Source organism: Pseudovibrio denitrificans JCM 12308, assembly GCF_001310815.1.
Classification (GTDB): domain Bacteria; phylum Pseudomonadota; class Alphaproteobacteria; order Rhizobiales; family Stappiaceae; genus Pseudovibrio; species Pseudovibrio denitrificans.
Genome location: NZ_BAZK01000002.1, coordinates 91,004 through 115,411 on the forward strand (window position 1 = coordinate 91,004; position 24,408 = coordinate 115,411).

The following is a 24,408-nucleotide window of genomic DNA, read 5'->3' on the forward strand; positions in this document are numbered from 1 at the left end:
TGAGGGAATTTGATGGTGAGGGAGAGAGGTGAGAGTACAGCTTCTCAAGAGTATGAGAATGCGATTACGCGTCGTCGGCGCATGATCTCTCTGCTCCAAGGGCCTGTGAGTGATAATAGTTTGCGTTCCTCTACTCAGGCCACTGCTGCATCCAGAACACAGGATGTGAAGCAATCCTCCCCGGCAGTCAAAATGTCCTCACAGGCGGAGCAGCAAGCCGTCAACCCAGCAAGTGAGAGCAACAGTCAATCCGGAGCGCAACAAACCATGATCATGGATAGTGAAAAGGGACCTGCTGGCGGTGCTGGCTTTGAGGCTGCCACTGGTGCTGGCGGTATAGGCGGTCAGTCGCAAGGCGTAGATGCCGGCCAGGGATCGGAAAAATCGTCAGGCCCATCCTATCCTCCGTTGCCAACCACAGCGCCCGCGACACCTGCTTTGAATGATCAGATCACTCAGGCTGTGCAGTTCACGAACTTCCAGAACTTTCAGGGTCTGGAGACCATGATCTCGGTGCCTGAAGACGTGATGACCAAGCAGTCCAGTGGACATGCTTCGCAGGATGCAGAGACCTACATGAACGGGGTTATGCAGATCTCTATGGCCGCGCAGGCAATTGTGGCGGCGAAGATTGCGCAGGATCCCGCACTTGCGGCAACGCCGGCGCTGACTGAGCTCAACACCATGGTGACCAACGCGATCTCTGCCTTTCAAGAGGTGAGTGAGTGATCTGCCGGGAGAAGGATGGATGAGCGCTCGTGCTGGACGGCCCCGTTATGGCTTTGAAGCTGCTGCAGATGTTCGGTCTGAACCGGATGATGTGGAGGTGGATGAACTGGCGGAGTTGGTTCGGGAGGTCACACGGTTGTTTCAACGAGACTACATTTTGCTTGCGACTTTTCTTCGGGCTCTGACGCGATAGGCAGACCCCTGTCAGCTCAAAAGGTGAGATATGGAACGGGACGTTACATACATTCGAGAGGAATTGGAGGAGGTGATCCTCAATCAGTTGCGCCGCTGGGAAGGGGTTATCGAGCAGGAAGAAGTGCGAACATTGTCCCGGTCCGGCGTTGAAGGTCTGCCAGGGATGTTGTGTCATCTGAGCCTGGCGCGGGATGCTTTGGTGAAGGCTGAAGGGATGCTTGGCAGTGAGGGTGAGATTTCGGCAGCGGATCTGGTGCTTGGGTTCCGGGACGAGCGGCTTCAGGAAGATGCTGATCGGTATGACGACCGGGATGATGAAGAGCGGTTGGTGCAGGACGGGGTCGAAGAGGAGCTCCTTGCCCGGTTTACCTCGACTGGCGACATCGAGTTTGAAGAGCGGAACGAGGATCGTGGGCCGGACCGGAACTCTGACTACAACTGGTAAGGCAGGACGTGAGGAGTGGGGCGATGAGTACAGCCGTGAATGGAACGCAAGACGCTGGTCCGCAGAAGGTGACGGCAACGCCGGGGCCGGAGCTCAACTCTGCGCTGGATGATGCTGTGGTGCAGCTCACCAAGGTGAAGGAGAATGTGGATCAGGCGGCGAGTGAGTTCGCTCAGCTGCGTCAGGGCATTCCCAATTACAACGAGGTGGTGGCGGAGATCCGACAGCAGCAGGCACAGATTAACAGGGCCTGTGAAGATGCCACGACATCTGCTCAGAGCATTGTGTCGGAGGTGGAGCAGGCGGCGGCCAAACTGTGTACTTCCATTGATGAAGAGATCAATACGATCAAGAGTGTGATTGGTACAGGGAGTGAGCAGGCGGAGGTGCAAACACCGCAGACGCCTCCGGTCCAGCCGCCACCACAGTTGGCGCCTGGGCAGGGCGTGCCTCCAGCTCAGGCTGGGGCCGGGATGGCACAGTTTCCGATGACTGGGCAGCCGGTTCAGGGCGGTGTTGCCAATCAGGAAATGATGGCCGTGCAGGTGGCGGAAGCTTTGAGGGATTATCTGAAGAAGGAGATCAACTCGGAGATTTCCAAGCAGATTGGGCCACTTAATGAAAAGCTCTCAGAGCTTCTGATTGGATATCTGCAGCAGCGATCCCGTGATCGCTAAGGGAAGTGTGAAGGAAACCTTAGCGAAGGCTGGGGCTCTTAGGAAAGAGTTCACAAATGAGGGGGAGCGGCGTCAATAGTCTGTAAATGGCAATAATAACAAGCATATTGGAGAAAAAATGCCAAAGACTATTGAGGAACAATGTGGCTCAACAAAACCCTCCGATGGCGGAGCCGTTGATGCTGATATCATTGCCCTTCTGGGAGTAGCGCCAGCGTTTGCGCTGGGGCTCACCTTTCTGACAGCGGCGCAATCAACGGGGGTGCTTTTTGAGAATTCTGTCGCGAATGCACAGCGCCAGAACATCATTGCACAGACGGCGTTAAGCAGGGAATTTTGCATACTTATTCTGTTGGTTCCATGGCTGCTGCAAACAGCATTTCGCATATGGATCCGCAAGAGATCGAGCAGGTGAATGAGAGTTTGCTTGAAACATTGCGTCGGTACTTTTCGCGTTAAAGCTATTGAGAGGTCACTCCCACATTTCGGGAAGGCTTTTCCAGTTTTCTAAATCATTGAGAGTTTGCCTCTGGTCAGTGCACTGCCTGTGCCTGATCAGGGGTGAAGCAGGGCTGCGTTTTACCGAACTGCTCTTGAGTTCGGTTGTTTAGAGCATGTCGCGTTCATTCGCATTCACGCATCATGCTCAAACATTGTTAGTTGAGCGAATTCTTGTCGTTTGATTGAACTCAATCAAACGGAACGCGCTCTAGGTGGGAGTGACTTTATGGCGGATCTACCGGGGATTGGTCCCGTAATACCAGAGGATGGCATGGTGACGGATGCTGTGACGCAAACCAATGTATCTGTGATTGGAGCTGCGCCGGCTATTGCAATGGGGAACCTTTACACATCTCTCGCTCATTCGACGGGCATACTCTTTCAAAACTCTGTTGCGACGGCTTCTCAATTTTCAACTCTTGCGCAGGCGACGACCAATCAGGGCGTCATGCAAATCTACTCAGTCAATACAATGGCCGGGGCATCGGCCACGGAAAAGGTTGCTCAGATCGGGACATCTGATCAGCTGAACACGCTGCTGACTACCTTGCGTAGTCTCAATCAATAACCGGAACTTTCGAGCTTCGCTTTCTGGTGCAAGGCCAGAGCGATGAGAATGGTTCTGATGCATCCTTTCAGTTGTAGTAGTGCGTACTCCTTTGGAGCCAGTTCAAGGAAAAGCAGAACCGGATTTTGACCAGAACTGTATGAAAGAGGACTATTAGAATGCCAACTACTGTTAGCCCAATGATCACTGATGCCGTTACCCAGTCCAACGTAAAGGTGGTTGGTGAAGCCCCTGCAATGGCAATGGGCAGCGTCTATCAGACAATGGCTCATTCCACCGGAATTCTCTTTGAGAACTATGTTTCTGCAGCACAGCAGCAGAACATTCTTTCTCAGGCTGCAGCTAACCAGGGAGTTATGCAGATCTACTCCATGGATACGATGGCTGGTGCTGGTGCTACCGAAAAAGTTGCTCAGAGCGGCACACCAGATCAGCTGAACACGCTGCTGACAATTCTGCGCGTATTCAACCCGACCTAATAGGTTCTGGCGTCGCCGTCCGGCGGCGTTTTCTCAAACTGCTGTTTAATGGTGTCCGGTTGGTTTTCAGTTGGGCATGCCCTTGGTGGTTCTCTGCAAGGCCACCGGACACGACCTCTCTCTTTTGTATTGAAGGATGATGACTATGCCAGATACGGTTAGTCCAATGATCACAGACGCTGTGACCCAGGCGAATGTGAAGGTGGTTGCAGAAGCACCTGCCATGGCAATGGGGTCGCTGTTTCAGACTATGGCGCATTCCACCGGAATTCTCTTTGAGAATAACGTAGCTGCCTCTCAGCAGCAGAATACGCTGGCACAGGCTGCAACCAACCAGGGTGTCATGCAGATCTACTCCATGGACACCATGGCTGCAGCTGGGGCAACGGAAAAGGTTGCTCAGTCTGGTACGCCAGATCAGTTGCAAACTCTGCTCACGATCCTGGAAGCTTTCCGTCCGCGGTAATCTCCGCATTTCGGAAATTCTGGAGTTCGACGACACAATGGGCGGTTTGCCCCGGAACCTTCCCTGCCTCGGTAGGGGAGGTTTTGTCGTTTTGGGAGAGTCTCTCTTGCTGACAGACAGGGGGGAAATGAGTATAGGTATTCTCACGAATAATGCCAAAAGGCTGAGAATGACACCTACACTGACCCCCATTTTGGTCTGTGCGCTCTATAAGTTTGTTGAGTTTGCAGACTATGAAGACATGCGCGAACCGCTGCTTGCATTCTGTAAGGAGCGAGGCATTCGCGGCAGTCTTCTTATTGCCCGTGAGGGCATTAACGGCACCATCGCTGGTGAAGAGCAGCAGATGCGTGAAGTGATTGCGTACTTGCGCAATGATCCACGTTTTGACGATATCATCGTCAAGGAAAGCTGGGCGAAGAAGCTTCCGTTCAAGCGCATGAAGGTGCGGTTGAAGAAAGCCATCGTGAACATGGGCCTCAATCACATTGATCCGAATGATCTTGTTGGCACCTATGTGAAGCCTGAGGACTGGAATGCGCTGATCTCCGACCCTGAGACGGTCGTGATTGATACGCGCAATGACTATGAGTTTGCGCTGGGCACGTTTGAGGGGGCTCTTGATCCTGAAACGGAAACGTTCAACGAGTTTCCTGAGTGGGTCAAACGCAATGACAACTCTCTGCGCGCCAAGAAGAAAGTTGCCATGTTCTGTACCGGCGGCATTCGCTGTGAGCGGGCGACAGGCTTGATGCTGGAGCAGGGCTTTGATGAGGTTTATCACCTTGAAGGTGGCATTCTGAACTATCTGGAGAAAGTGCCTGAAGAGGACAGTCTCTGGAAAGGTGAGTGCTTTGTGTTTGATGACCGTGTGTCTGTCGATCACAAACTGGATGCAGGCTGGGGGAAGAACCTGCCTGAAAAGACCAAGAAGGTTCTTGCGCCTTATCAGATTGACGATAAGTCGTCTGAGCCAAGCGAAGGCTGAAGCTGAGAGTTTTGAGGGGCAGTTTGACTGCCCCTTTTTCGTTCCGGCTGCAGAAAAACTTATCCCCGCTGCCAGCGCATGACCCATACTTAACTCATGTTCACGTAAACGGGCAGCTGGGGGACCGACCGTCAGTGCGGCGTGGGCTGGGCGGGGCTATCGGATGAAGTAACGCATCATCTGGCGGGTCCGTTGAAACACCCCTTGAAAGTCTTTAGTGCAGGGACCAAGCGGAAGCTGGTCACCCGATGGGCGTCTACACTGGCAGCTGCAGCTGTCACGGGCAGATCAAACTGTTCCGGATAGCAACTGCCCAGACGGGGAGGTTCCAAGCAAAGCCTTGTGCTTTGTGAGGACTGATCCTGATGGGTAGGCACCTGCTCCCAATGCCTTTCGGTGGAGACCTTGTTTCATACAAAAACGCCCGGGCGAGGCGAGCAGCCAATGCCGAAGAAACTAACTTATTTACAATGCGCAGGCACTGCCTGCTCGCCTTGCTCACCCCGTACCTGGGGCCAAACGAAAACACCGCCGGCCATGAACCAGCGGTGCTAAAAGTGTTTGTCTCTGTGTGCCAGTTTGCCTTTCGGCAGGATGCTTTATCCAAAGCGGTAGGTTGGCAGGCCTTTGTGTTCCACATCCATTGCGAAGATGCCGCCGGACTTAGGGAACTCTTTGAGGAGTTCGTCATCACCATGCGGGCGCAGGCTGGCGACAACAAGCGTATTGAGGTTTGGACCTGCAAAGCACGGGATTGTCGGGCGCGGCACTGGCATTGCGATGGACTGCAGCAGCTGGCCATCTGGTGCAAAGCAGTTGACGTTGCCAGCAGAAACGCCTGCGGACCAGTAGTTGCCATCTGTGTCAGTGGTTGCACCATCCGGTCTGCCAACGGTGTTATCCAGCTGTGCGAACTTGCGCTGGTTGGTGACTGCACCGAAATCGCGGTCAAAGTCATAAGCGAAGACTTCACCTGAGCCGGTGTCGGAGTGGTACATGGTTTTGGTATCCGGGGACCATGCCAGACCGTTGGATGTGCGGATTTCTGTGGCGATCTGGGTGACATTGCCGTCTGGTGCCACGCGGTAAAGGCTGGCGATTGGGGTTCTTGGGCTGATATCATCATGGTGCCCACCCAGAACGCGCTGTCTGGTCCAACCTTACCGTCATTGAGACGGGTGCGTGGATTGTCCGGCTCAATCTTTGCGATGACCTCGTAGATTTTGGTCACGGTGTTGAACAGGATGATCTCGTCCTTCATTGCCACAATGAGGCGGCCATCCTTGCAGAGGCCGAAGGAGCCGACGACTTTCGGGAAGTCCCATGTGGTGACTTCTTTGGTATCCCAATGCATTGCGTGGATCTGTTTTCCAAGGATGTCGCAGAAGAACAGGTGTTTTGTCAGTTCATCCCAGAGGAGACCTTCGGCCAGCTCGTAGCGACCGTCCAGCAAGCAAGTGATAATTGGGGTCAAAGTCGTGCTCCATACTCATGCAGCCCGGGAGAGCCGCAGGCAATATACAATTGAGCGTTGTTATAGTGTGGTTTGGCAGAAGCGTCGAGTATGCCTGTGAGAAAAACGCAAGGTTTATGAAGCGGTCTAGCCTTCAGAGATCGGCAGAGCGCTGCCTTGTTTGGTGGAGCGAATTGCAAAAGAGGAGCGCATACGAACAACGCCGGGCAGGCGGGTGAGGTGGTCGCGGTGAATGCGCTCAAAATCGACCGGATCATCTGCCATGACACGCAGGATGTAATCCGCATCGCCGCCCATCAGATGGCACTCCATGATCTCGGCGGAGCGGTCCACGGCCTTCTCAAATGTGGAGAGGGCTTCTTCTGATTGGGAGCCAAGGGAGATCTCGACAAAGACACTCATACGCTTGCCGAGCTTCTTGGGATTGAGCAGAGCGACGTACTTTTCGATAACGCCTTCTGACTCCAGTGTGCGGACACGGCGCAGGCAGGCAGAGGCGGAAAGGCCCACATGATCTGCCAGGTCAGAATTGGAAATACGGCCATTGTCCTGCAGAGCGCGAAGGATCTTTTTATCAAGCTTGTCGAGTTTCATAGCTTTGCCGTTTTCGCAGATTATTGTGTCTAGATGATGTTTATTCGTAGAAGTTTGCTAAAATGTACCGTTTAGAGCGCACATTGCAAGCATCTGCCGCAGAGATTTCCATAAGCTATGTAGAAACACAGGTCCGAAGCTGATTGGGAGAAAAACATGCTTGTAGGTGTTCCTAAGGAGATTAAGAACCACGAATACCGCGTTGGTCTGACACCAGACAGCGTGCGTGAAGTTGTTGCTCATGGCCACGAAGTGGTTGTTGAAACCAATGCCGGCGTTGGCATTGGCGCGAGCGATGCTGACTATGAAGCAGCAGGTGCATCCATCCTGCCAACCGCTGCTGAAGTCTTCGCAAAAGCAGAAATGATTGTGAAGGTGAAAGAGCCTCAGGCTGTTGAGCGCAAGATGCTCCGTCCTGACCACCTGCTGTTCACCTACCTGCACCTGGCTCCGGACCCAGAACAGACTGCTGACCTTGTTGCCTCCGGCGCGGTCTGCATCGCTTATGAAACAGTGACTGACCAAAAAGGTCGCCTTCCCCTTCTGGCGCCTATGTCTCAGGTTGCTGGTCGTCTTTCCATTCAGGCTGGTGCAACGGCTCTGCAGAAAGCAAATGGCGGTGCTGGCGTTCTTCTCGGCGGCGTACCAGGTGTAGCGCCTGCGAAAACCGTTGTGATCGGCGGCGGCGTTGTTGGTGCCCACGCGATTGAAATGGCAATCGGCCTTGGTTCCGACGTGACCGTTCTGGACAGAAACGTTGATGTGCTCGACGCTCTTTCCGCTCGCTTCGGTTCCCGTCTGAAGACAGTGTTCTCCAACCGTGCAGCGCTTGAGAAAGAAGTTCTGGCAGCTGATCTGGTTGTTGGTGCTGTGCTGGTTGCTGGTGCAGCTGCACCGAAGCTGGTGACCAAAGAACACATCAAGGCGATGAAGCCGGGTTCTGTTGTGGTTGACGTTGCAATCGATCAGGGCGGTTGTTTTGAAACTTCCCGCGCAACAACTCACCAGGATCCAACTTACATCGTTGATGAAGTGGTTCACTACTGCGTGGCTAACATGCCAGGCGCTGTTGCTCGCACTTCAACCTACGCACTGAACAACGCAACACTGCCTTACGTTCTGGCACTGGCTGACAAAGGTTATGCCGCTGCACTGCGTGACATTCCAGCTTCATGCCAGGTCTGAACGTGTACAAAGGTCAGGTGACTGTTGCTGAAGTAGCTGAAAACCTGGGTTACACCTACGTGTCTCCAGAAGCAGCACTGGCTCAGGAAACTGAAGCTGCCTGAAAGTCCAACTGGACGTGATGAGTTTTGAGAGCGGGGGCCTTCGGGCTCCCGTTTTTCGTCGGTAAAGGATCTGTTTACCCTGTCCCGTGTTTGCCGCCGTGTTAATGAGTTTGCAGGGCTGACTTCGATATACTTGTCAAAATTTACTAGTATTTTTCGGGTTAGGCGGCATCATGTATCATGATTTGGCATTGGTTCTTCAGCATGATTTGATTGTTGAATGGAAAGAGCACTACAAAGAGGTGTTCGGCAAGCATACGCTGCTGCTGAAAAACCGATTGCACGAACTGCCGGTCTTTTTGCCGGAAAATCTGGCGCGTCTGATTGAGGTACTCCCTCTGAGCATTATGACTTCGTACGTCCCGGTGCGATTGGCACTAAGAAGTCGCAATGGCTTCAGGGCAGCATTGAAGGTGCCAAAGGCGAGGATGTACTTCGTGCTGTAGAAGAGGGACGCTTCTGGCTTTCCCTGCGTGCATTGCAGGAATGGGATGAAGGTTTCCGGCAGATTACCTCGAAAATCTTTGATGAGCTTGAGGTGAAGGTACCGGGCTTTGAGACCTTCAAGCACAAAACAGGGATGCTAATCTCTTCCCCCGGTGCTCAGGTGTACTATCATGCTGATGTACCCGGTCAGTCTCTTTGGCAAGTGAAGGGCCATAAGGACGTTTACATCTACGAGAACAGTGATCCATTTCTTTCTGGTGAGCAGCTGGAAGGGATCTTTCTTGGTACGACTGAGGAGGAGATCCGGTTTGAGCCCTGGTATGATGAGTTTGCCACAAAGGTGACGCTGAGCCCGGGTGAGATGGCGCATTGGCCGCTCAACAATCCGCATCGGGTGGAGAACCATGATGAGGTGAACATCTCGGTGACGACTGAGCACTTCACCAAGGAGATCCGAGACTTTTACGCGATCGTCTACGCCAATGGTTTGCTGAGAGCTGCTGGGATTTCCGGTAGTCGGCACAGCCTCGGGGCTATGAAGTACGCCAAGATGGCTTTGGCGGCTGCGCACAAGATGATCTACAAGAAGATGGTGCGTTCAGGAGCGACTGCAAAGAGCCCGCGCAGCTTCAAACTGGATATGGCCGCGCCGGACTTTATGTCTGATCTTTAAAGCGGAGTGCTGTCAGCAGCGATAGTAATAGGGACGACCATACGCATCGTACCCAACACAGCGGCGCGGCGTGGTTGCTACGCCGATCAAACCGCCTGCCAGCGCTCCGATGCCTGCGCCTGCAAATGCGGCCCCAACATCACCCGTTGCGGCACCGATGGCAGCACCAGTTGCAGCGCCCAGGCCACCGCCGACGAGGGCGCGGTCTGTTCTGTTGTACTCACTGCAAGCACCGAGTGTGAGCAGGGTGGCTGTTATTATTATTGTTTTTCTCACGGTCCTATCCATGGTCTGATTGTTTGAAACCCACGGTAGTGCCGGACCTGTTGCGGATGAATGAATGCAGCTGATGAGATGGGAGCGTGGTTAAGCGGAAGCTTTCTGTCTGTTGCAACTTGTAGGTATGCAACAAAAAGGCCCTGCGGGTGCAGGGCCTTTGGAATGGTAGAACCAAATCTTTTTGCGAGGCTTATGGGCACTTCACGCGGTAAGGACGGCCATACTGATCGTAAGCTGTACAGTTCTTCGGTGTGGTGACGTTACCGATGATACCGCCAGCAACGCCGCCGATTGCAGCGCCTGCGAGAGCATCTCCTACGCCACCGCCTGTGGCAGCACCGATAGCTGCGCCTGTTGCGGCACCAAGGCCACCGCCTACGAGCGTACGGTCTGTGCTTGAAGTTGAGTTACAGCCAGCCAGAGCCAGTAGACCTACACTTACGCCCACGAGAGCAAGTTTCTTCATTTTCCAGTCTCCTTTTGCTGCCAATCCCAATTTGACCGGACCCCGATACCTCCTGGCAGCTCGTGTTTTGTGAGAACGAGCTAACAAAAAGAACATGGTTAAAGTTTGTTAAAAATTAGAGGTTCCGTGCCTTCTTTAGGTATTTCAACAAACCTTGGGTCGAACTGTCCTTGTTCGCTGCGGATTGACTGCCTTCAACCATTGGTAAAAGTTGAGTCGCGAGTTCTTTTCCTAGTTCAACACCCCACTGGTCGTAGGAGTTGATGTTCCATATTGCGCCTTCAACAAAGACGCGATGCTCATAGGACGCGATCAATCTACCCAGTGTGAATGGATCGAGACGATCATAGATGAGGGTGGTTGAAGGCCGGTTACCCGGGAACACCTTTTGTGGAGCTAGTTTGGCAATCTCTTCTTCAGACTTGCCATCTTTACGAAACTTGTCTTCAACCTCTTCCAAAGAGCGACCGCGGAGCAGGGCTTCACTCTGGGCAAGGCAGTTGGCAAGCAGGAGGTTGTGGTGGTTCTGCAGGTCGTCTTCGTGGCTGTTGGCAGCAACGAGGAACTCGCAAGGATGATGCTCGTACCCTGGTGGATCAGCTGGTAAAATGCGTGCTGACCGTTGGTGCCAGGTTCGCCCCAGACGATTGGGCCGGTTTCAGTTTCAACAGCAGTGCCGTCTTTGGTGACGCTCTTGCCGTTGGATTCCATATCCAGCTGCTGCAAGTAAGCAGGGAAGCGGGAGAGGCGCTGATCGTACGGCAGCACAGCGCGGGTGTCGTAACCCAGTACGTTGCGATGCCAAACGCCGACAAGGCCCATCAGGAATGGGATGTTGTCTTCGATCGGTGCGGTGCGGAAGTGATTGTCCATGGCATGTGCACCGCCGAGGAAATCGGAGAATGCATCCGGACCAATGGCGATCATGAGTGGTAGACCGATGGCTGACCAGATGGAGTAACGACCGCCAACCCAGTCCCAGAACCCGAAGACGCGTTCTTCGGAGATGCCAAAGGCTGCGACTTTGTCCAGAGCGGTGGAGACTGCTGCAAAGTGTGCGCCAACTGCTTCTTCACCGCAGTGCTTTGCGATCCATTTGCGTGCGGTTGCCGCATTGGTCATGGTCTCAATCGTGGTGAAGGTCTTGCTGGCGATGATGAACAGCGTGGTTGCCGGGTTCAGCTTAGCCAGTGTGTCAGCGATATGAGCGCCGTCAACGTTGGAGACGTAATGCAGGTTCGGGCCGTCGTGGTATGGAGCCAAAGCCAAGGTGGTCATGACAGGACCAAGGTCGGAACCGCCAATGCCGATGTTGACAACATCGGTGAACTTCTCGCCGGAGTGGCTTGTGAGTTCGCCAGAGCGAATGCCTTCAGCGAAGTCGCCCATGTTGACGAGGACTTCGTTGATGTCTGGCATCACGTCTTTGCCGTCGACCAGAACAGGGTTCTCGGACTGATTGCGCAAAGCGGTGTGCAGAACAGCGCGGTCTTCAGTTGTGTTGATGTGCTCACCTGCGAACATGGCATCGCGCTTTGCTTCCACATTGGCAGCGCGTGCAAGCTCAAGCAGGAGCTCAAGAGTTTCTTCGGTTAGCTTGTTCTTGGAGAAATCGTAGAGCAGGTCATCAGCAGAACGGGAGAACTTGTCAAAACGAGAAGGATCTGCAGCGAAGAGATCAGTAATCTTGGTGGAATGAATGGCCTGAGCGTGCTCTTCAAGGCGCTTAAAGATATCTTTTGGATTTGCGGTCGGCATCAAAGCTCCATTTATTCTTGTAATAGCTTCTGGCTGGCAGCGAGTATCGCGCCTTGCAATTTACCCAAAAGCAGCCTGCGCGCTTTGTAAGGCGTGCAAACTGCTTTAAAGCTTTGTTTTTATGCGTACTCTTACCCGAAAGCCGGTGTCTGCTTATCGAGAATGTTGGCAGGTCTTTGATGTAAGACCCCGGGTAAGATATTCAATGCAATCAATCGTGATGGTTCGCGATCAAACAGTCAATGCAGCAGCTTCGCGAGCCCGCTTTTCGATGCCTGCCCAGTCTTCAGATTCAATTGCTTTTGCATCTGCAATCCAGGAGCCACCAACGCAGAGAACGTTTGGCAGCGCGAGGAAGTCACGTGCATTGCCAAGGTTGATACCACCAGTTGGGCAGAATTTAGCCGCAGCTAGTGGAGAAGACAGACCTTTCAACATTGGAGTGCCACCGGCTGGTACTGCCGGGAAGAACTTGAGGCGCTCATAGCCAGCTTCCAGAAGCTTCATCACTTCTGAAGCGGTTCCTGCGCCCGGCAGGAGGGGAGCTTGCGGGAAGTCTTCAGCTGCTGCGATCAGGTTGTCTGTTGCACCCGGTGAAACAACAAAGGTAGAGCCCGCTTTGACTGAGGCTTCGTACTGCTGATGATTGAGGACTGTGCCGGCGCCAACCAGTGCGCCTTCCACATTGTCAGCCACGGCTTTGATGCAGTCCAGTGCGTTTGGAGTGCGAAGCGTAATCTCGATGCCCGGAATACCGCCACGGACGAGCGCTTCTGCCATTGGAACTGCTTTTTTAGGGTCATTCACAATGAGAACTGCGATCACCGGGGCGGCGGTCATGATTGCTTCTACACGCTCGATATTCTGAGCCATTACACTGTCTCCATTGCGCTGACCACGTCAGCATTCCTTTGGGTTTTGATAGTCTGCTCCAGATTGAAAACGCGTGCGCCAGTATCGGCAGAGCTCACGTTCGCTCTGAAGCTTGCGAATAATTCTCGTCCCGTTCCACTCTGGCAGCTTTGCAGATCTGCCGGGGTGATTTCACGTAGGCTAATTCTTCAGCTGGAACAAGCAGTTCCAGAGTGCCGTTAACTGCATCGAGGCGCAGCAGGTCGCCGTCTTTTACCTTGGCAATCAGGCCCCCGTCCTTCGCTTCGGGAGTAACATGGATTGCAGCTGGAATCTTGCCACTTGCGCCGGACATGCGGCCATCAGTTACAAGTGCGACTTTATAGCCTCGGTTCTGCACAACACTGAGTGGTGGTGTTAGTTTATGAGCCTCTGGCATGCCGCAGGCTTGCGGGCCCATGTAGCGCAGCACGACAACCACATCTTTGTTGAGCTCTCCTGCCTTGAAGGCTGCTTCAACATCTTCCTGCGTATGGAAGACCTGAGCGGGAGCTTCGATGATGTGTCTGTCAGGGGCAACGGCGGAGCTTTTGATGATGGCAGCGCCAAGGTTGCCTTTGAGGACTTTAAGGCCGCCGTCTTTATTAAACGGAGCGGACATTGGCGCGAGGATTGTCTCATCCAAAGCTTTTGCTGGTGCCGGTTTGCGAAGAACACTGCCGTCATCATTCAGGAAGACGTTGACTGTGTAACCATCCAGCCCGGTACCGTTGACGGTTTTGACGTCTTCATGCAGCAGGCCAGCGCTGAGCAGTTCGCGGATGAGGAAGCCCATGCCGCCAGCAGCTTCAAAGTGGTTCACATCGCTCTTGCCGTTTGGATAGACGCGTGCCAGCAGTGGGATGATTTCAGAGAGGTCTGAAATATCCTGCCATGTGAGCTGAATGCCAGCTGCTGCTGCTACTGCAACAAGGTGCATGGTGTGTTGGTGGAGCCGCCTGTTGCATGCAGGCCGACAACGCCGTTAACAATCGCGCGCTCGTCGATGATCTCATAGAGCGGCGTAGGGGTGCTGCGTTGAGCAGTAAGCTCAACAACTTGCGCAACTGCTTCTTCGACCAGTGCTTTGCGCAGTGGTGTCAGCGGATTGATGAAGGAGCTGCCCGGCATGTGCAGGCCCATGATCTCCATGAGCATCTGGTTGGAGTTTGCTGTGCCGTAGAAAGTACAGGTGCCCGGAGAGTGGTAGGAGGCACTCTCTGATGCCAGTAGCTCTTCGCGTGTGGCTTTGCCTTCAGCAAACAGCTGACGGATGCGGGCTTTCTCATCGTTGGCGATGCCGGAGGTCATTGGGCCAGCAGGGAGGAAGATTGCTGGCAGGTGACCGAAAGACAGTGCGCCGATCAGCAGACCGGGAACGATCTTATCGCAAACGCCGAGGAATACGGCGGCGTCGAACATTCCGTGGGACAGGCCAACGGCGACGGACATGGCGATCAGGTCACGGGAGAACAGGGACAAGTCCATGGCGGGCTGACCTTGTGTGACGCCATCGCACATGGCTGGTACACCACCAGCGACTTGAGCGGTTGCCTGAATTTTGCGGACTGTTTCGCGGATGATTTCCGGGTAGCTCTCATAGGGTTGATGCGCTGAGAGCATGTCGTTGTAAGCGGTGATAATACCGAGGTTTGGCTGCTTGTCTGTGGCGAGGTGCTGCTTATCTGCTGCTGGGCAGGCCGCAAAGCCATGCGCGAGGTTGGTGCAGCCAAGGTTTGTGCGTTGTGGTGCGTTGGTGTGCTGCGCCTTCATGCGACGAAGATAGTCTTGTCTGCTCGTAGCGCTGCGCTTGATTATGCGATCTGTAATCTCTTTGAGGCGAGGATGAACCATGTCTTGTGCTCTGCCTTTTGTTCTTTGACTTTTCATTAGCCAAACCGAACGGCCCTTAGCGGGATTGGGAGGAGGAGAATCCCTGTATTTAGCCGTTTTAATCGATTTAAATTATGAGCCTAATTTTTATTCTGACAACTCTGCCCATAGGCAACTTTGATTGTTTCGGGGATTGGCGCAAGTGGGAGAAATACTTGCTTGGGTGATGAGGTGCCGGTGGACCGGCACCTGATGCTTAATCAGTAGGTTTCATCATGCCATGTACGGCCATCACGCTCGATGAGGGCGATGGAGGCTGATGGGCCCCAGGTGCCTGAGGTGTAAGGCTTTGGAGCTTCTTTGATCTGGGACCAGTGCTCAAGGATCGGGTCAATCCACTTCCATGCAGCTTCCACTTCGTCGCGGCGCATGAACAAGGTCTGATTACCACGGATCATATCCATGATGAGACGCTCATATGCATCCGGGTGGCGGGAGCTGAAGGCTTCCGCAAAAGTCATGTCCAGCGGCACTTCACGCAAGCGCATGGAGCCTGGGCCCGGGTCTTTAATCATCACCTGCATCTTCACGCCTTCATCAGGCTGCAGGCGGATGACCAGTTTGTTTGCTGCGATCCGGCCCGCGTCTGGCAGGAAAATGGAATGCGGCAAGTCTTTGAACTGGATGGTGATTTCAGAAACACGAGCAGCAAGACGCTTGCCGGTGCGCAGGTAGAATGGAACGTTGGCCCAACGCCAGTTCTCGATGTCTACCTTTGCCGCTACGAATGTTTCGGTGCTTGAATCATCGCGGCCCAGCTCTTCCAGATAGCCCTTTACTGCGCCACCTGCGGAAGCGCCTGCGCGGTACTGACCGCGAACGGTGTTGCGTTCCACCATTTCAGCGCTCATTGGACGCAGGGCTTTGAGAACCTTCAGTTTTTCATCGCGAACACTGTCTGGTGCCATGGACTCAGGTGGTTCCATTGCGACGAGACAGAGGAGTTGGAGCAGGTGGTTCTGCACCATATCGCGCAGAGCGCCTGCGGTGTCGTAATAGCCGGCGCGGCTTTCGACGCCCAGTGTTTCAGCCACGGTGATCTGAACATGATCGATATGAGCTGCGTTCCAGAGCGGTTCGAACAGTACGTTGGCGAAGCGCAGAGCATGAGGTTCTGTACGGTTTCTTTGCCGAGGTAGTGGTCGATACGGAAGATCTGGTGTTCCTTGAAGACAGAACCGATGGTCTCGTTGACTTCGTGTGCGGACTTGCCGTTTTTGCCGATTGGCTTTTCGATGGTCACGCGGGACTTTTCTGTCACCAGATCGTGCTCACCGAGAGCGGAGCAGATTGGGCCGAAGAAGTCTGGAGAAACAGAGAGGTAGAAGCGCGAACAACGTCTTCGCGGCCAGAGAGCTTTTCTTCCAGCGCTTCCCAACCAGTGTTTTGCGCAACGTCTACAGCAACGTATTGGATACGAGCGAGGAAGCGTTCGAGTGCTTCCTGATCAACCTCTGCCACATGCTCGCAAATGGCCTTGCGGGCCCAGTCGCGGTATTCGGTGTCGCTGAGCTGACGGCGGGAGACGGCGATGATGCGAGCGTCCTCACCCAGATGACCGACTGGTTCACGGTGATAGAGAGCCGGCAGCAGCTTGCGGTGTGCAAGGTCGCCGGTGCCTCCAAATACAACGAGATCAAATGGGTCTGATTGAGTTGGACGGTTCGCCATGGAGTTCCCTTAGTCGTGAGCCGGTATCGGATATCCGACTTCAATTGCTTGGCATGCGTTTTTCAGTTGGAGAAATTGCAAGAGCAAGCCCGCAGGCCAACTGAATTAAATTTGATTGTAGAGTTGCGAGAGGCGCGGATCTGGGGCCGTAAGCTCGGCAGCTGGGCTGCTCTTATGTGCGTCAAAACTCATACAAAGGTTGCATTTATGAAATTGCACCTCTGTTTGATGCGGGTTTCATCAAATTGCAAGCAAAAATACGAATGTGCCTAGAAAGTAGGCAAATCAGACTGCCGAAAGGGGATCTGGAGACTAAAAAAATCTTGTTTCTGTGGGTTTTGTTTTCTCACTGACATGATTTGTACAATTCCAACAAGCATTTGTATTGGCGGCATTGGGGAGCCCGCAATCTTTTGCTAGGCTTGCCCTTAGGGAAATAAAAGTGAGGGAGCAGCCCAAGTGCTTCCTCCGGGAGGACATCACATGGGATCTCGCCAGCAGAAGATTGCCGGTTTAAAAACACTCATCGATCAGGGGCAGGGCAATGCACCTGCTGATCTTGTGCTGAAAAATGTTGAGCTGTTCAGTGTAATCGACGGCAGCCTGACCAAGACCGATATTGCAATCTCAGGCGAGAAGATTGTGGGCACCTATGATACGTATGAAGGGCTAGAAGAGATAGACTGTAGCGGCAAGATCGCTGTTCCCGGCTTCATCGATACTCATCTGCACGTGGAATCATCCTTAGTTACTCCTTTTGAGTTCGACCGATGTGTGCTGCCCCATGGTGTGACGACTGCGATTTGTGATCCGCATGAGATTGCGAATGTGACTGGTGCTGCAGGGATCAAGTATTTCCTCGATAGTTCGCTGGAAACCATTTTGGATTTGCGGGTGAACCTGTCTTCCTGTGTGCCTGCGACCCAGTTTGAAACAGCGGGTGCGCGGTTGGAGATTGATGACCTGATGCCGTTCAAAGATCATCCAAGTGTCATTGGTCTTGCGGAGTTCATGAACTTTCCGGGCGTTCTGGCAGGTGATCCTGATGCTTTGGCAAAGATTGCGGAGTTTGATGGTGAGCATATTGATGGCCATGCTCCACTGGTGCGCGGCAAGGCGCTGAACGGATATCTTGCTGCGGGAATTCGCACAGATCATGAGGCGACGACTGCAGAAGAGGCGCTGGAGAAGATTTCCAAGGGGATGACAATTTTGATCCGTGAAGGGTCTGTCTCCAAGGATCTGGATGCGCTGGCTCCGGTGCTTACGCCTGAACGGGCAAGCTTTGTGGCTCTATGTACGGATGACCGGAACCCGCTGGATATTGCGGAAGAGGGACATCTGGACAGTCTCATCAAGCGTTTGATTGCGCATGGATGTGCGCCGCGTGATGTGTATCGGGCGGCGAGTTGGTCTGCGGCCAATGCGTTTGGACTTCGTGATCGTGGCCTGCTCGCGCCGGGATGGCGTGCAGATATCGTTCTGCTGAATGATCTGGAAAGCTGTGATGTAGATCAGGTGATCAGTGGTGGCCGTGTTGTGACCAATGCGTTGTTTGCGGGCCGAAAGCTGGTTGAGCCGGAAGGCTTGCTGGATAGCTGCCATGCAGAGCCGGTGCATGCTGAGAGCTTCCGTGTGCCTGCGCAGCGGGAAACATCCGTGATTGGGGTGAAGCCGGGGCTTATCATCACTGAGCATTTAAAGGTGGATCTGCCGGTTGAGCATAACTTCTCTCAGATCGACCTGGGGCAGGATGCCATCAAAGTGGCAGTCGTGGAGCGGCATGGCAAGACTGGTAACATCGCGACCGGGTTCGTGAATGGCTTTGGCATGACAGCCGGGGCAATTGCATCTTCTGTTGGGCATGACAGTCACAACATCTGTGTGGTGGGTGCTGATGAAGAAGCGATGGCCACAGCAGTGAACAGATGCATTGCACTGCGTGGTGGCTTTGTTGTTGCAGATGGTGATCAGGTGCTGGCGGAGATGGAGTTGCCGCTTGCTGGATTGATGAGTCTGGAGCGATTTGAGGTGGTCAAAGAGCGTTTGGAAGAGCTGCGGGCTGCCGCAAAATCGCTCAATTGTGTGCTGCCGGAGCCGTTTTTGCAGGTCGCATTCTTGCCTCTTCCGGTTATTCCCCACCTTAAAATTACAGATTTTGGCTTGTTTGATGTGTCGAGTTTTCAGCTCATACAATAGAGCAGGGCGTTGATATCTCTGAGTTTCTCTAGAAAAAATCAGTGGAATGGAAGAAAGTGTCGCATTGAAGTTCAATCGTATGTCTGGGTTGACGTAATGGTCAGCCTATCCCAAATTCCACGCAAAGCATGATGAAATAAGGTTTTTCTGATATGTTGCGCACATGAACCTTGGCGCTCAGCTTCGGTTTCCTGTCAACTTCGTCTGAAGAACTATAATAATTCGGGGAGGAGATCTGCGCATGGCGACAGGTCGTGAGGGACAAGTGGAATTTCCAATTCGTACTATCGATAGCTATCTGGATGATACCGTAAAGAACTATGCGCATCGTCCTGCTATCTATTTCATGGGCAAGACAACAAGCTATGGCGAATTGGGAGATTTCGTTGAGCGTGCTGCGGGTGCCCTGCAGGCGATGGGCGTAAAGAAGGGCGACAAGGTTGGCCTTTGTCTGCCAAACACGCCGTACTACACCATCTTCTATTTTGCGATCATGAAAGTTGGCGGCGTCGTCGTGAACTTCAACCCGCTTTATGTTGAGCGCGAAATTGCGTTCCAGGCGCGGGATTCTGGTGCACGCATCATGGTGACCATGGATCTTTCCGTGATCTATGATCGTGTTGAAGCTGTTCGTCAGGAAGGCGCGCTGGACAACATCATCGTCTGTCCAATGGCTGACATCCTGCCTCAGCCCAAGAAGCTGCTGTTCCAACTGTTCAAACGCAAAGACGTTTCCAACATTCCTGCTGACAGCGCTCATATTCGCTTCAAGGATTTCCTTGCAAAGTCCAAAGGCGTAACGCCGGTTGCGATTGAGCCTAAGGAAGATGTAGCGATCCTGCAGTATACTGGTGGTACGACCGGTGTGCCGAAGGGCGCGATGCTGACGCACTACAACATCACCTCCAACATGGAGATGCTGGAAAGCCATTACGGTGGTTTGAAGCGCGGTTACGAGAAGACGCTCTGTGTGCTGCCGTTCTTCCATGTGTTTGCGATGACCGTGCTGCAGAACCTTTCTATCCTTGGTGCAGCAGAAATGCTGCTGATGCCGCGGTTTGATCTGAAAGATCTACTGGATCTCGCTGCCAAGAAGAAGCCGACACTGTTTGCTGCGGTGCCAACGCTTTACACGGCGATCAACAACAGTGAGCTGACCAAGAACTACGATCTGACGTCAATCCGCTATTGTATGTCTGGTGGTGCGCCGCTTCCTGTGGAAGTGAAGCAGAAGTTTGAAGCGCTGACTGGGTGTGTTCTGGTGGAAGGCTATGGCCTGACCGAGAGCTCACCTGTGGCCTCTGCGAACCCGATGGACGGAACAGGTAAAGACGGCTCAATCGGCGTTGTTATGCCGGGTACGACTGTTGAGTTCCGTGATCTGGATGAGCCTGAAAAGGTTGTTGCTCCGGGTGAGAAGGGTGAGCTTTGCATCATTGGCCCGCAAGTGATGAAGGGCTATTGGAACCGTCCGGATGAAACTGCCAAGACGCTGGAAGGTGGCCGTGTGCTGCATACCGGTGACGTTGGTTACATGGATGAGGACGGGTTCATCTTCCTCGTGGATCGTATCAAAGATCTGATCATCTGTTCTGGTTACAACGTTTATCCGCGTGTGATTGAGGAAGCGCTTTATCAGCATGCTGCTGTGGCTGAGGTTATCGTGATTGCGATCCCGGATGGATATCGTGGTCAAGCGCCGAAGGCCTTTGTGAAGCTGAAGGATGGTCAGAGCGCGACTGAAGATGAACTCAAAGAGTTCCTGAAGGGGCATATCTCCAAGATCGAGATGCCTAAAGCGATTGAGTTTCGTGATGAGTTGCCAAAGACCATGGTTGGCAAGCTCTCCAAGAAAGAGCTGGTTGAAGAAGAAGCTGCTAAGACGCGCGCAGCTGAAACCGCGACCTGATGTTCTGCTAATAAACAAAGAAAAAGCCCTCGCAGTTTGCGAGGGCTTTTTTTGTTAAAGCAACAGCTTTGCGCTAGTGCGTTTTAGACGGAGCTGTACCGGTTGCCACTTTCTTGCCCAGCACTGTTTCGCGGTGCAGGGTGTAAAGAGAAGCTGCAACGATGATTGCGCCGCCGAGGTAAGTGGTCCAGAGCGGCCAAACACCGAAGATCACAACCGAGATAATCGCTGCGTAGACGAGGCGGATGTAGTCGAATGGTGCGATTGCGGAGGCTTCGCCAAACTTCAGAGCCTGAATGTTGCTCATCTGAGCGCCCCAGCTGACGCCAGCCAGACAGAGCAGCAGGATTGCGTCGTTCAGGTCGATGGAAACCCAGTTGTAGATGCCGAACGGAGCCATGATCAGGCCGACGAAGGTTGCCTGAAAGGTGAGGATCGTGATTGGCTGGTCTACCTGAGTGACCTTGCGCAGGATGATGCCGACCAGTGCTGCACACGCTGAGGCGAGGATCGCCATGAAGCTGTAGATGCTCATTTCCGCGCCGGTACCGGGCTGAACGATGATCATCACCCCCAGGAACCCTAGGATGGTTGCGGAGATACGGTGAACGCCGATGACTTCTTTCAGAAAGAAGACAGCGAATATTGTGATGAAAAATGTGCGTGCAAACCCAATCACTGTACTTTCGGCAAGTGGCAGGTGAATGACGGCTGTGAACCCGAAGTACATTGCTGAGGAAGCAAGCAGGATGCGTCCCAGATGAAGCAGTGGAGCCTGTGTTTTGAGTGAGCCCGGAAAACCTCTGATGATGACCGGTGCTGAGATCACCAGCATGAAAAACTGGCGAAGCATAAGGATTTGAGTAACGTGTAGACGGTCGCCGAGCAGCTTAATGATTGTGCTCATAACGGCCATAAGAAATGTTGCCAGAAGGGCCCAGCAGATGCCGCGTGTATTGTTAGACAGGCTTTGCCATTTTTCGGAAAACCTTGTTTTTAACGCAGCAGGTGATGAGCTGCCTTCAGGCTCTGCTGAAGGAACAGGCATGTAACTGCTTTCGAAGCTGCCTTGTTACCGGCAAAAGGACCAGACCCGATGTCCGGTGCAAAATGGTGCGCACCTGAGCGGCGTGCAAATGTAACAAGGATCAGATGGGTGTATGACTTAAATAACCTAATGTTCGCGGTTTGGTCAAATTCTAAAACAAATTTTAGATTGAGAGTTTCGACAGAGAGCGCGAAGCTCCTGACAACTTAGAGCTACAAATATCTCTCCGCATTTTGCTCCAGATGATGTGTTAGTGACGTTAAGTTACTCTGGAAACAACACCTCTGTGGTGCACCAGAAAACACTTGCAGGTTGAGAAAACCACTGTACGTTCTCTGCTGATACGTAAAAAGCTGTATTGGGAGGTGCGGTGTTGGGTCGCTCTCCAGATTTTTGAGGTTTTCATGAATCAGGTTGCTACACCGAAGTTTGGAGTTGGTGCTCCCGTTCGCCGTAAAGAAGATGCCGCTTTTATCTCCGGGAAGGGTCATTATACGGATGACCTGAAAGTGGAAGGTGCAGCGCATGCCGTTGTTTTGCGGTCTTCTTTGGCGTTTGCAAAGTTCACTCTGGGAGGATTGGATGATGCGCGGGCGATGGATGGTGTGCAGCTGGTTCTGACTGCGGCGGACATTGAAGGGACGAACTCCATTCCGTGTAAAGCTGTGCTTCGACAGCTGGATGGCACGAAGCACTGGGTGCCTCATCGCGAAGTTCTTTGTTCTGATACAGCCCGGTTTGTTGGCGATGCGCTGGCCTTTGTTGTGGCCGACACTGTTGAACAGGCGCGGGCGGCCATGGAGATGATTGAGGTCGATTATGAAGATGTCGATCCTGCAATTGGAACCGAGGCTGCGCTAGAGGATGGTGCACCGCTGGTTTGGCCAGAGCATGGGTCCAATGAAGCCTTCAACATTGGGATGGGTAACAAGGATGCGATGGAAGAGGCTTTCCAGAATGCGCACCATGTTACCAAGATCAAGGTGGTCAATAACCGTCTGGTATCCAATGCAGTGGAGCCGCGGGCCTGTATTGGTGAGTTTGATGGCGACAGTGGCCGTTACACACTGACCACCGGAACGCAGGGCGGTCATGCCATGCGTGATCTGATTGCCAAGAACATACTCAACGTCGACCCAAAAGATATCCGCGTTGTGACGCCGGATGTGGGCGGTGGATTTGGAACCAAGATGTTCACCTATCTTGAGTATCCGCTGTGTCTGATCGCTGCGAAACGTCTTGGCCGTCCGGTTAAATGGCTTCAGGAACGGACTGAGCATTTCATGTCTGACGCGCATGGCCGGGATAATGTATCCACGGCAGAACTTGCGCTCGACGAGAATGCCAAGATGATTGGCCTCAAGGTGCATGTGCTTGCAAACATGGGCGCTTATCTGCACGAGTTTGGTCCGGGTATCCCTCAGGTTGGTATCACGATGACCTCTGGCCTCTATGATATCCCCGCCACATGGGTGGAAGCGACTGGCGTTTATACCAATACGGTGCCGGTGGATGCCTTCCGCGGGGCAGGGCGTCCTGAGGCGCTTTATCTGATGGAGCGGCTTGCTGATAAGGCTGCGCATGAGATGGGCATGGATCCAGCGGAGTTCCGCCGTAAGAGCTTTATCCCCGATGACGCCTTACCTTATACAACAGCGCTCGGACGCATGTATGATACTGGTTCCTTCGGTGCTCATCTGACCAAGGCGTTGGACGAGATCCATTACGGCACTTTTGCGGAGCGAGAAGCGGAGAGCAAAGCCAAGGGCTTGTACCGTGGTATCGGCCTGTCGACCTATGTGGAGGCCTGTGCCTTCGCGGGTGGTGAAGAGGCCAAACTTGAGCTGAACAAGAATGGCACTGTGACATTGCTGATCGGAACGCAGAGCAACGGTCAGGGCCATGCGACTGCATACGGTCAGGTGATTGCCGAGTATCTTGGTTTGCAGCTTGATCAGGTTGAGATGGTGCAGGGGGATACGGACCGTGTGGCGACCGGTGGTGGCACTGGTGGATCACGTTCGATCCCGATTGGATTGCCTTCTGTGAAAGCGGCCTCTGAGACGCTGGTTAAAAAGATCAAGGAGATTGCCAGTGAGAAGCTGGAGGTTGGTGCTGCGGATCTGACGCTTGAAGATGGGCAGGTGCGTGTGGTCGGAACCGACCAGCAGATCAGCCTTGCTGATGTGGCGGGATCACAGCCAGATACTTTGAGTGCTGCGGAAAAAGTCATGCAGGACGAGTGTACTTATCCAAATGGCACGCATGTGTGCGAAGTGGAGATTGATCCGGAAACCGGGAAGACGGACGTGGTCAATTATGTGATCGTGGACGACTTTGGTGTCACAGTGAATCCGATGCTTCTTGCTGGTCAAGTGCATGGCGGTGCCGGGCAGGCGATCTCTCAGGCGCTGTGCGAGAACACGGTTTATGATGAAACCGGACAGCTGCTGTCAGCATCCTTCATGGACTATCATGTTGCGCGTGCTGATGATTTGCCGAGTTTCGACTTCTCGACAAGCAACGTTCCTTCCACGACAAATGCGATGGGCATTAAAGGGGCTGGTGAGGCTGGTTCTATTGGGGCGGCGCCAGCGGTGATGAATGCTGTGCAGTATGCGCTGCGTAAGAATGCCGGGGTTGAGCATATAGATATGCCCGCGACGCCGGTTGCTGTGTGGAGTGCTATTCAGGATGCTCAGGGCTGAGCGAAGCTATTACCAGACATTGAAACGAGATTGTGCAGGCGGGCTGGTGTCCCGCCTGTTT

19 protein-coding genes and 5 pseudogenes are annotated in these 24,408 nt (G+C 53.4%); 15 read left to right on the top strand and 9 right to left on the bottom strand.

The window, feature by feature from the left end; genetic code table 11:
- Positions 1 to 12 precede the first annotated feature (12 nt).
- From JCM12308_RS02085 to trhO, 9 genes are all read left to right on the top strand, one after another.
- Positions 13 to 729 carry a hypothetical protein gene (locus JCM12308_RS02085; RefSeq protein ID WP_083416675.1) on the top strand — a complete coding sequence of 239 codons (717 nt, stop codon included), beginning with the start codon at positions 13 to 15 and terminating at the stop codon, positions 727 to 729.
- Positions 730 to 748: 19 nt separating this feature from the next.
- Positions 749 to 922 (top strand): hypothetical protein, encoded by a 174-nt coding sequence (locus tag JCM12308_RS28175; RefSeq protein ID WP_164845248.1) that lies wholly within the window; start codon positions 749 to 751, stop codon positions 920 to 922.
- A gap of 30 nt (positions 923 to 952) precedes the next feature.
- Positions 953 to 1,369, top strand: coding sequence for a hypothetical protein (locus JCM12308_RS02095; RefSeq protein ID WP_054782719.1), 417 nt, complete (start codon positions 953 to 955; stop codon positions 1,367 to 1,369).
- Positions 1,370 to 1,392: 23 nt separating this feature from the next.
- Positions 1,393 to 2,046 (top strand): hypothetical protein, encoded by a 654-nt coding sequence (locus tag JCM12308_RS02100; protein WP_054782720.1) that lies wholly within the window; start codon positions 1,393 to 1,395, stop codon positions 2,044 to 2,046.
- A gap of 118 nt (positions 2,047 to 2,164) precedes the next feature.
- On the top strand, positions 2,165 to 2,461 hold the full coding sequence (locus JCM12308_RS02105) for a RebB family R body protein (protein ID WP_208978191.1): 297 nt from the start codon (positions 2,165 to 2,167) through the stop codon (positions 2,459 to 2,461).
- A 357-nt stretch (positions 2,462 to 2,818) separates the two neighbouring features.
- Positions 2,819 to 3,115: a RebB family R body protein gene (locus tag JCM12308_RS02110; protein ID WP_054782881.1), complete on the top strand. Its 297-nt coding sequence runs from the start codon at positions 2,819 to 2,821 to the stop codon at positions 3,113 to 3,115.
- 158 nt (positions 3,116 to 3,273) lie between these two features.
- Complete coding sequence (locus tag JCM12308_RS02115) at positions 3,274 to 3,594, top strand: RebB family R body protein (protein WP_008547907.1); 321 nt, start codon at positions 3,274 to 3,276, stop codon at positions 3,592 to 3,594.
- A gap of 139 nt (positions 3,595 to 3,733) precedes the next feature.
- The gene (locus JCM12308_RS02120) at positions 3,734 to 4,060 is read left to right on the top strand and encodes a RebB family R body protein (RefSeq protein WP_037036168.1); all 327 of its coding nucleotides are present in this window, start codon (positions 3,734 to 3,736) and stop codon (positions 4,058 to 4,060) included.
- A 169-nt stretch (positions 4,061 to 4,229) separates the two neighbouring features.
- Entirely contained in the window at positions 4,230 to 5,048 is an 819-nt protein-coding gene (gene trhO, locus JCM12308_RS02125; RefSeq protein WP_083416676.1) for an oxygen-dependent tRNA uridine(34) hydroxylase TrhO, read from the top strand.
- Between the two features lie 599 nt (positions 5,049 to 5,647).
- Here trhO and JCM12308_RS32920 read toward each other — a convergent pair.
- Positions 5,648 to 6,522, bottom strand: a pseudogene (locus JCM12308_RS32920) (SMP-30/gluconolactonase/LRE family protein).
- Positions 6,523 to 6,648: 126 nt separating this feature from the next.
- On the bottom strand, positions 6,649 to 7,116 hold the full coding sequence (locus tag JCM12308_RS02135; protein WP_008547557.1) for an Lrp/AsnC family transcriptional regulator: 468 nt from the start codon (positions 7,114 to 7,116) through the stop codon (positions 6,649 to 6,651).
- A 156-nt stretch (positions 7,117 to 7,272) separates the two neighbouring features.
- On the opposite strand from JCM12308_RS02135, the pseudogene ald reads away from it, so the two are divergent.
- The 3 genes and pseudogenes from ald to JCM12308_RS02145 all read left to right on the top strand — a co-directional run bounded on the left by ald (position 7,273) and on the right by JCM12308_RS02145 (position 9,525).
- Positions 7,273 to 8,405: pseudogene (gene ald, locus JCM12308_RS02140) on the top strand (alanine dehydrogenase).
- Between the two features lie 173 nt (positions 8,406 to 8,578).
- Positions 8,579 to 8,851: a hypothetical protein gene (locus JCM12308_RS28825; protein WP_208978192.1), complete on the top strand. Its 273-nt coding sequence runs from the start codon at positions 8,579 to 8,581 to the stop codon at positions 8,849 to 8,851.
- 32 nt (positions 8,852 to 8,883) lie between these two features.
- Positions 8,884 to 9,525 (top strand): hypothetical protein, encoded by a 642-nt coding sequence (locus tag JCM12308_RS02145; RefSeq protein ID WP_208978193.1) that lies wholly within the window; start codon positions 8,884 to 8,886, stop codon positions 9,523 to 9,525.
- Positions 9,526 to 9,537: 12 nt separating this feature from the next.
- On the opposite strand, the gene JCM12308_RS02150 is transcribed toward JCM12308_RS02145, so the two are convergent.
- The 6 genes and pseudogenes from JCM12308_RS02150 to zwf form a co-directional block, all read right to left on the bottom strand.
- Positions 9,538 to 9,801 (bottom strand): YMGG-like glycine zipper-containing protein, encoded by a 264-nt coding sequence (locus JCM12308_RS02150; protein ID WP_008547901.1) that lies wholly within the window; start codon positions 9,799 to 9,801, stop codon positions 9,538 to 9,540.
- 193 nt (positions 9,802 to 9,994) lie between these two features.
- Positions 9,995 to 10,270 carry a YMGG-like glycine zipper-containing protein gene (locus JCM12308_RS02155; RefSeq protein ID WP_037036170.1) on the bottom strand — a complete coding sequence of 92 codons (276 nt, stop codon included), beginning with the start codon at positions 10,268 to 10,270 and terminating at the stop codon, positions 9,995 to 9,997.
- Positions 10,271 to 10,385: 115 nt separating this feature from the next.
- Positions 10,386 to 12,028, bottom strand: a pseudogene (gene pgi / locus JCM12308_RS02160) (glucose-6-phosphate isomerase).
- A 231-nt stretch (positions 12,029 to 12,259) separates the two neighbouring features.
- Positions 12,260 to 12,901 carry a bifunctional 4-hydroxy-2-oxoglutarate aldolase/2-dehydro-3-deoxy-phosphogluconate aldolase gene (gene eda / locus JCM12308_RS02165; RefSeq protein WP_054782722.1) on the bottom strand — a complete coding sequence of 214 codons (642 nt, stop codon included), beginning with the start codon at positions 12,899 to 12,901 and terminating at the stop codon, positions 12,260 to 12,262.
- Positions 12,901 to 14,773: pseudogene (gene edd / locus JCM12308_RS02170) on the bottom strand (phosphogluconate dehydratase). The gene eda and the pseudogene edd overlap by 1 nt, the downstream one beginning before the upstream one ends.
- 239 nt (positions 14,774 to 15,012) lie before the next feature.
- Positions 15,013 to 16,483, bottom strand: a pseudogene (gene zwf, locus JCM12308_RS02175) (glucose-6-phosphate dehydrogenase).
- A gap of 483 nt (positions 16,484 to 16,966) precedes the next feature.
- Between zwf and ade the strand changes: the two are divergent.
- Positions 16,967 to 18,682, top strand: coding sequence for an adenine deaminase (gene ade, locus JCM12308_RS02180; protein ID WP_054782723.1), 1,716 nt, complete (start codon positions 16,967 to 16,969; stop codon positions 18,680 to 18,682).
- 241 nt (positions 18,683 to 18,923) lie between these two features.
- Positions 18,924 to 20,591 carry a long-chain-fatty-acid--CoA ligase gene (locus tag JCM12308_RS02185; RefSeq protein WP_008548061.1) on the top strand — a complete coding sequence of 556 codons (1,668 nt, stop codon included), beginning with the start codon at positions 18,924 to 18,926 and terminating at the stop codon, positions 20,589 to 20,591.
- 73 nt (positions 20,592 to 20,664) lie between these two features.
- On the opposite strand, the gene JCM12308_RS02190 is transcribed toward JCM12308_RS02185, so the two are convergent.
- Positions 20,665 to 21,639, bottom strand: a complete 975-nt coding sequence (locus JCM12308_RS02190) for a DMT family transporter (protein WP_008547450.1) — start codon at positions 21,637 to 21,639, stop codon at positions 20,665 to 20,667.
- A gap of 404 nt (positions 21,640 to 22,043) precedes the next feature.
- On the opposite strand from JCM12308_RS02190, the gene JCM12308_RS02195 reads away from it, so the two are divergent.
- Entirely contained in the window at positions 22,044 to 24,347 is a 2,304-nt protein-coding gene (locus JCM12308_RS02195; protein WP_054782882.1) for a xanthine dehydrogenase family protein molybdopterin-binding subunit, read from the top strand.
- Positions 24,348 to 24,408: the final 61 nt, after the last annotated feature.